This is a genomic window from Rossellomorea aquimaris, from assembly GCF_008180865.1.
Lineage (GTDB): Bacteria > Bacillota > Bacilli > Bacillales > Bacillaceae_B > Rossellomorea > Rossellomorea yichunensis.
This window is the reverse complement of sequence record NZ_VTEX01000017.1, coordinates 1-565: the sequence shown is the minus strand read 5'-3', so window position 1 is coordinate 565 and position 565 is coordinate 1. Positions and strand designations below refer to the sequence as shown.

The 565-nt window shown below is 45.5% G+C and carries 2 rRNA genes; both read right to left on the bottom strand.

Going from position 1 to position 565, the window contains the following annotated elements:
• Positions 1-181: ribosomal RNA gene (locus FZC88_RS23785) — 23S ribosomal RNA — on the bottom strand; the annotation flags it as partial.
• A 195-nt stretch (positions 182-376) separates the two neighbouring features.
• Positions 377-565 (bottom strand): 16S ribosomal RNA (locus FZC88_RS23780); the annotation flags it as partial.

Below are 565 nucleotides of genomic sequence, written 5' to 3'. Positions count from 1 at the left end.
GCCTTCCATACTCTATGTATTCAAGTAAGGATATTGTTCCATTACGAACAATGGGTTCCCCCATTCGGAAATCTCTGGATCAAAGCTCACTTACAGCTCCCCAAAGCATATCGGTGTTAGTCCCGTCCTTCGTCGGCTCCTAGTGCCAAGGCATCCACCGTGCGCCCTTCATAACTTAACCGAATTGGTTGTTACATCAGGTTTAAAACCTAAAATGGCGATACTCGGTAATTTCTTGACTATCAATTTATCTTTATCTAGTTTTCAAAGAACAAATCCTTTTTTCATCTCGTAAGAGACAAAAAGTTTTGATGGTTGAACCATCAAAACTGAACAAAACTTCGACTGTCAAACGTTTTAGTTAAATCTTCCTTAGAAAGGAGGTGATCCAGCCGCACCTTCCGATACGGCTACCTTGTTACGACTTCACCCCAATCATCTGTCCCACCTTAGGCGGCTGGCTCCAAAAGGTTACCTCACCGACTTCGGGTGTTACAAACTCTCGTGGTGTGACGGGCGGTGTGTACAAGGCCCGGGAACGTATTCACCGCGGCATGCTGATCCG